At 64.5% G+C, this 6,494-nt stretch carries 5 protein-coding genes and 1 pseudogene; 5 read left to right on the top strand and 1 reads right to left on the bottom strand.

Going from position 1 to position 6,494, the window contains the following annotated elements; translation table 11 throughout:
* Positions 1–126 precede the first annotated feature (126 nt).
* Positions 127–498 (top strand): annotated as a pseudogene (locus J1C48_RS14765) (D-alanine--D-alanine ligase A); the annotation flags it as partial.
* Between the two features lie 22 nt (positions 499–520).
* Here J1C48_RS14765 and J1C48_RS14760 read toward each other — a convergent pair.
* Positions 521–1,138, bottom strand: a complete 618-nt coding sequence (locus J1C48_RS14760) for a glutathione S-transferase family protein (protein WP_207258760.1) — start codon at positions 1,136–1,138, stop codon at positions 521–523.
* Positions 1,139–1,595: 457 nt separating this feature from the next.
* Here J1C48_RS14760 and J1C48_RS14755 point away from each other — a divergent pair, with 457 nt between their 5' ends.
* The 4 genes from J1C48_RS14755 (at position 1,596) to ftsZ (ending at position 6,427) form a co-directional block, all read left to right on the top strand.
* Entirely contained in the window at positions 1,596–2,522 is a 927-nt protein-coding gene (locus J1C48_RS14755; RefSeq protein ID WP_207258771.1) for a D-alanine--D-alanine ligase, read from the top strand.
* 8 nt (positions 2,523–2,530) lie between these two features.
* Complete coding sequence (locus J1C48_RS14750) at positions 2,531–3,418, top strand: cell division protein FtsQ/DivIB (RefSeq protein WP_207258759.1); 888 nt, start codon at positions 2,531–2,533, stop codon at positions 3,416–3,418.
* Positions 3,415–4,743: a cell division protein FtsA gene (ftsA, locus tag J1C48_RS14745; protein ID WP_207258758.1), complete on the top strand. Its 1,329-nt coding sequence runs from the start codon at positions 3,415–3,417 to the stop codon at positions 4,741–4,743. Before J1C48_RS14750 ends, ftsA begins: the two co-directional genes overlap by 4 nt.
* Positions 4,744–4,870: 127 nt before the next feature.
* A complete protein-coding gene (gene ftsZ / locus J1C48_RS14740) occupies positions 4,871–6,427 on the top strand; it encodes a cell division protein FtsZ (protein ID WP_207258757.1) in 1,557 nt (518 codons plus the stop codon).
* Positions 6,428–6,494: the final 67 nt, after the last annotated feature.

Here is a 6,494-nt window from a genome sequence, read left to right as displayed (position 1 = left end):
TTGGTCCGTCGAAGTCTGTTCTCAGCGGGATCGGTATCGCCATGGCAAACCTCCGTTTGCCATCAATGATTCAGACTTTCCTCGCCTTGGAAATCCCTCGCGAGTCAGGCTTCACGCACGTTGGTATTAGTCGTTTCACGGCCGGGTGAGATCGTGCCGGCGGCGCTCCATGGTTTTTACAGCTACAATGCCAAATATATCGATGAAACTGGCGCGGCACTGATCGTGCCAGCTGTGCTGCCGGACGGGATCGAGGCGGCGCTGCGCGAAGCTTCCGCCACGGCCTTTCGCGCTCTCGGCTGCGACGGCATGGCGCGGGTCGACTTCTTCCTGACCGAAGACGGCCGGATCCTCGTCAACGAGGTCAACACCATCCCCGGCTTCACCGATATCAGCATGTACGCCAAGGTGATGGCGGCGAGCGGCATTCCCTATGCCGAGGTCGTCGACCGCCTGATCGCCCACGGTCTTCGCCGGGCAGGCCGCACTGCCGGCTGAAGCGCGGCGAAACTTTGCCAGGTCAGAGTGGATCCGGCATGATCGGCCCGGTCTTTCCGATCGCCCGCGTCAATGCGGGAACGGCCTTCAGATGCTGCCAGTAGGCCTGGATGACCGGCCAGTCGCCGAGGAGGTCGGAGCGCTCCGCCATCGCCAGAAGATAGGAGAGCTGGATGTCGGCGAGCGTGAGTTGCCCACCCAGCAGAAACGGCCGCGCGCTGAGCGTGTCGGTGAGATAGCCGAAATGGGTCGCGAGCTCTTCTCGGGTCCGCGTGTCTGGTTTGGTGCCGTTCTTCCTCGCCCAAAAGCCCGCCGCGATCGGCCGGGCCAGGGTTCCCTCCGCATAGTCGAGCCATTCGTCGTGATGCGCCGCATCATGGCTGCCGGCTGCGGGCGAGAAGCGGCCGTCGCCGTAATGCCGGTCGATATAGCGCAAGATCGCCGCCGACTCGCCGAGGGTCAGATCGCCGTCCTGGATGACCGGCGACTTGCCAAGCGGGTGGATCGCCTTGAGCGCCGCCGGCGCGCGATAGGCGTCGGTGCGCGCATATGTCTTCACCTTATACGGAACGGCAAGTTCCTCCAGCAGCCAGGCGACGCGCATCGCGCGCGAGAATGCGAGGTTGTGGACGGTCAGCATGAGAGTCGCGCCTTTCGCTGAGGCAGATGGTTCGATTGGCGGTAGGATAGGCGCGCAATCGCGCGTGACGACTGCTCCAATGGTGTCTTGTGCGCCCGCGCGTCATCGCCGGCTGGTGTCCGTCTGCCGAACCGAGACCGCAATTTCGCGGCGTACGCCAGGCAGTCAGGGCCGGATCAGAAAATCAATGCACTGGAAGAATGTCCTGAAATTCTGAATGAAGAAAAAGGTGGAAAGCTCTGATCACGTGTTGTCGCTTTGAGGCATGCCGGCAGACAGACCGGCGCGCGCCAGCTGCTTTGCCGCGACGACCGCAGGGCGGCGAAACAGGTTCGTTTGCCGGCAATTCTGCCGACCCTTTCAAAATTCTTGCGTTGGTCACAGTTGATTAACCGCCGCTTAACCATCGGTCGGCAAAAGATTGAATCAAATCCACTGTTGTTTTTTGGTGGCAGGTTTGATGGCCAAGCATGTAGCGGTTTTGATGGGCGGGTTCTCGTCGGAGCGGCCGGTGAGTCTCTCCTCGGGGAATGCCTGCGCGGATGCGCTCGAAGCCGCCGGCTATGCCGTCACGCGGCTGGATGTCGATCGCAATGTCGCCGCGCGGCTGGTCGAGGTCGCGCCCGACGTCGCGTTCAACGCGCTGCATGGACCGTTTGGCGAGGACGGAACCATCCAGGGCATCCTCGAATATCTGCAGATCCCCTACACGCATTCCGGCGTGCTGGCGTCGGCTCTGGCGATGCACAAACAACGGGCGAAGATCGTTGCCAAGGCGGCCGGCGTGCCGGTGGCCGAAGCGCGCGTCCTGCATCGGCTCGACGCGGCGCCGACTCATGTCATGTCGCCGCCCTACGTCATCAAGCCAGTGGCCGAGGGCTCCAGCTTCGGCGTTCTGATCGTTCGCGAGGATCAATCGAAGCCGCCGCAGGAGCTTTATTCCGCCGATTGGCCCTATGGCGACATTGTCATGGTCGAACGTTATGTCCATGGCCGCGAGCTGACCTGCGCGGTGATGGGCAATGTTGCGCTCGATGTTTGCGAGATCGTGCCCGAAGGCCATGCCTTTTACGATTACGATTCGAAATATCTGCCGGGCGGTTCGCGCCATGTGGTGCCCGCCGAGATCCCGAAATCGGTCATCCGCCGGGTTCAGGAACACGCGCTTGCCGCGCATCGCGCCATGGGCTGCCGCGGTGTTACCCGGTCCGACTTTCGCTACGACGACCGCTTCGGCGAGGGCGGTGAGCTGGTCTGGCTGGAGGTCAACACCCAGCCCGGCATGACGCCGACCTCGCTGGTGCCGGATATTGCCCGCGCGGCCGGCCATAGCTTCCAGGAGCTGATCGTCTGGATGGTGGAGGACGCCTCGTGCGCGCGATGAAACGCAACATGCGCGATGGATTCGACCTCGCGCCGGGCCGACTGAACCTCTTTATCGTGCGCGCCACGCGCCGGATCGAGGGGGTGGCCGCGCGCCTGTCCGAGGCTTCGCTGCCGCGTTTCGGCATGATCGCCACCGTGGTGATCGCAGGTTCGGTCGCTTACGGCATTGCATATGGCGGGCACACCAACGAACTGCTCGACGATTTCGGCCAGCCGCTCGGTTTCGGTATCGACCAGGTGGGGGTCCACGGCAACAGCGAGACGTCGGAGATCGACGTCTTGCAGACCCTCTGGCAGACCGGGTCGCAGACCTTGCTCTCGCTCGACCCGACGAAAGCCCGCGAAGCGCTCGAGGCAATGCCGTGGATCGATCGGGCTTCGGTGTCGAAGATCTTCCCTGATCGGGTGGATATCAAGGTCGAGGAACATCACCCCTACGCCGTCTGGCAGACCGGTGATTCCTTCTTTGTCGTCAATCGCGAGGGCAAGAAGATCGTGCCCTACACGCCGGGGCGCTTCGACAACCTGCCGGTAATCGTCGGCGACGATGCGGCGGCCGCCGCAACCAGCATTGTCGACGATATGGAAAGCTTTCCTGAGCTTCGCGCAAGGGTGGCCGCCTACGTTCGAGTCGGCGCTCGTCGTTGGGACCTGGAGCTCAAGAACGGCGTCAAGATCGAGCTTCCCGAGGTGAAGCCGATCGATGCTTTGACCGAGGTCGTCGACATGGATCGCCGTTACACTTTGCTTGAACGCGACATCAGCGTCGTCGACGTGCGGCTCAGCGATCGTGTCGTGGTGCGGCTGACACCCGGCGCTGTGAAGCGGCGCAACGAACGTCTGGCTGAGCGCGACAAGCTGCTCAAGCGCCTTCGCAAGGAAAAGCCGGTATGAGTCTGTTGAGTCTCGGCAAGTCGGACCTTCCCAGGGTCAAGGGGCTGTCTGCTCGCCGCTCGCGCGTGATTTCCGTGCTCGATGTCGGGTCGGAGAAGATTTCCTGCCTCATCGCCCGGCTGCGGCCGCGGGTGGCGGGCGAAATGCTGCCCGACCGCACTCACACGATCGAGGTGATCGGCGTCGGCCACCACCGCTCGCGCGGCATCAAGTCCGGCGCGGTCGTCGATATCGCGGCGGCCGAGCAGGCGATCCGTCAGTGCGTCGATGCGGCTGAGCGGATGGCCGGGCTTTCGGTGGAATCGCTGATCGTCTCGGTCACGGCCGGCCGGCTGAAGAGCATGCGGCGCCGGGCCAGCACGGAAGTGGTGGGTGAAGTCTCCCAGGCCGACCTGTCGCGGGTCATCGAGAGCGCTGCCAAGATTCCCGTCGATGACGGGCGTGTCGCTCTGCATTCGACGGTCTACGACATTCAGCTCGACGACGAGTTGGGTCTTGAACATCCGGTCGGCATGACCGGCCACGCGCTCTCCGCCAATTTGCACGTCCTGACCGCCGAGATCGCGGCGCTGCGCAATCTGGAAGCGGCGATCAACCGCGCCCAGCTGGTGGTCGAAGCCTTCGTTGCGACGCCTTATGCCAGCGCGCTTTCGACCATGGTCGAGGACGAGGCGGCGATGGGCTCGGCCTGCATCGACATGGGCAGCGGTGCGACGACCATCGCGATCTTCCAGAACGGCCGTTTCGTTTATGCCGACCAGATCGCTATCGGCGGTGCCAACGTCACCATGGACCTCGCGCGCGGCCTGTCGATCAGCCCGGCCGATGCCGAGCGAATCAAGGTCATGCACGGCAGCACCTTGGCCGAGCTTCTCGACGACACCGGCGAGCCGCTTGCGGTGGCGCCGCTGGGCGAGAGCGGCGAGGCGAGCCCGATCCAGGTCAAGCGCTCGCTGGTCACCAAGATCATCCGCCCGCGTGTCGAAGAAACGTTCGAACTGGTGCGCGACCGGCTGAATGCCTCGGGACTCGGTCACGTCATTGGCAAACGGGTGATCCTGACCGGCGGTGCCAGCCAACTCGCCGGTCTCGCCGAGACCGCGCGCACGGTTCTGCAGCGCAACGTAAGGCTCGGGCGACCCCTCGGTGTTACCGGTCTGAACCCGTCCAGCAAAGGGCCGGGCTTTTCGACATCCGTCGGGCTGCTGATCTACCCGCAGGTTGCTCATCGGGAATACGTCTCGGAGCGTTCGAGCGCCGTCAAGGTGTTCGAAAAGGCCATGGAGGGAGGCCGAGTCGGCTCTTGGCTACGCAGGAGCCTTTGAAGCTTTGGGCGCCGCGCGGTTGCGGCGCCGGAACCGAAAGACGGTGCGCGCCGCGCGCCGCAACAACTGGGAACGAACGGTCGCGCGGCGAAACGGCCTTTGCGAGTTTGAAAGAGGAATAGAGGGCATGAGCATCACCTTGAAGAAGCCGGACATCACCGAACTGAAGCCCCGCATCACGGTCTTCGGCGTCGGTGGCGGTGGCTGCAACGCCGTCAACAACATGATCAGCGCCGGTCTCGAAGGCGTCGACTTCGTGATTGCCAACACGGACGCGCAGGCGCTGCGCTCGTCGCGTGCCGAACGGATCATTCAGATGGGTGTAGCGGTGACCGAGGGTCTCGGTGCCGGTTCGCAGCCTGAGGTCGGCCGCGCCGCCGCGGAAGAATCGATCGACGAAATCTGCGATCACCTGCTCGGCTCGCACATGTGCTTCGTCACCGCCGGCATGGGCGGCGGCACCGGCACGGGTGCGGCGCCGGTCGTCGCCCGGGCGGCCCGTGAGAAGGGCATTCTGACCGTCGGTGTCGTCACCAAGCCGTTCCACTTCGAAGGCCAGCGCCGGCTGCGGATCGCCGAGCAGGGCATCGAGGAGCTGCAGAAGAATGTCGACACGCTGATCGTCATTCCGAACCAGAATCTCTTCCGCATCGCCAACGACAAGACCACCTTCGCCGACGCCTTTGCGATGGCTGACCAGGTGCTCTATTCGGGCGTCGCCTGCATCACCGACCTGATGGTCAAAGAGGGCCTGATCAACCTCGACTTTGCCGATGTTCGCTCCGTGATGCGCGAGATGGGTAAGGCGATGATGGGCACCGGCGAAGCCTCCGGCGAAGGCCGGGCGATGGCCGCCGCGGAAGCGGCGATCGCCAACCCGCTGCTCGACGAGACCTCGATGAAGGGCGCCAAGGGCCTGCTCATCTCGATCACCGGCGGCCGTGACCTCACCCTGTTCGAGGTGGACGAGGCGGCGACCCGCATTCGCGAAGAGGTCGACCAGGATGCCAACATCATCCTCGGCGCGACCTTTGACGAGAACCTCGAAGGCGTCATCCGGGTGTCGGTTGTTGCGACGGGCATCGACAAGACCGAGGCCGAGGTCGCGACCCGTCCAACGATGACGGCGGCTCAGCCGAGCTTTGCCAGCCAGCCCCGCGCGGTGCCGCTGCCGGCTCCGACGCCGGCGCTGCAGCCCGCCGCGGTCATGTCTGCTCCGGTCGAAGAGCCGGCGGGCGACGACAGCGAGTTGGAGGATGACTTCACGGTCGCCCTGGCCGCCGAGATCGCCCAGGTCACGCCGCAACAGCCAGCCCGCCGTCCGGTGTCGAGCGCCGAGGCCGAGATGGAGCCGGTGCAGCCGGCCCGCATGCCGCGGGTGTCGGACTTCCCGCCGGTCGTGCGGAGCGAACTGGAAAACCGTGCCGCTGGCAGCGACCAGGCTGGAGACGAGCGCGGTGCCATGGGCTTGCTGCGACGCCTGACGACTGGCTTGTCGCGGCGCGAAGACGAAGAGCAGCTGGCCGCTGAGCCGGCCGCGCGGCGCCCGCATGTCGAGCCGAATCCCTATGCGCCGCGCCGCGCCGCAGCGGAATCGGCGGCCCGTCCGGCGACCGTTTCGCGCCAGGCGAGCGAAGAGGATCAACTGGAAATTCCGGCCTTCCTGCGGCGTCAAGCCAACTGATAGGGCACGATTGTTGCTAAGGAGCGACAATGCCCGCCGGGAAATCCGGCGGGCATTTTTGTTTAAG

Origin of the sequence: Jiella flava (genome assembly GCF_017349315.1) — a bacterium.
GTDB lineage: Bacteria > Pseudomonadota > Alphaproteobacteria > Rhizobiales > Rhizobiaceae > Jiella > Jiella flava.
This window is presented reverse-complemented; position numbering and strand designations above follow the sequence as displayed.

What these genes read in the sequence shown, in the direction of transcription:
- J1C48_RS14760 (WP_207258760.1), bottom strand. Translation starts at nt 1,138, where the DNA reads ATGCTGACCGTCCACAACCTCGCATTCTCGCGCGCGATGCGCGTCGCC.
- J1C48_RS14750 (WP_207258759.1), top strand. Translation starts at nt 2,531, where the DNA reads ATGCGCGATGGATTCGACCTCGCGCCGGGCCGACTGAACCTCTTTATC.
- ftsA (WP_207258758.1), top strand. Translation starts at nt 3,415, where the DNA reads ATGAGTCTGTTGAGTCTCGGCAAGTCGGACCTTCCCAGGGTCAAGGGG.
- ftsZ (WP_207258757.1), top strand. Translation starts at nt 4,871, where the DNA reads ATGAGCATCACCTTGAAGAAGCCGGACATCACCGAACTGAAGCCCCGC.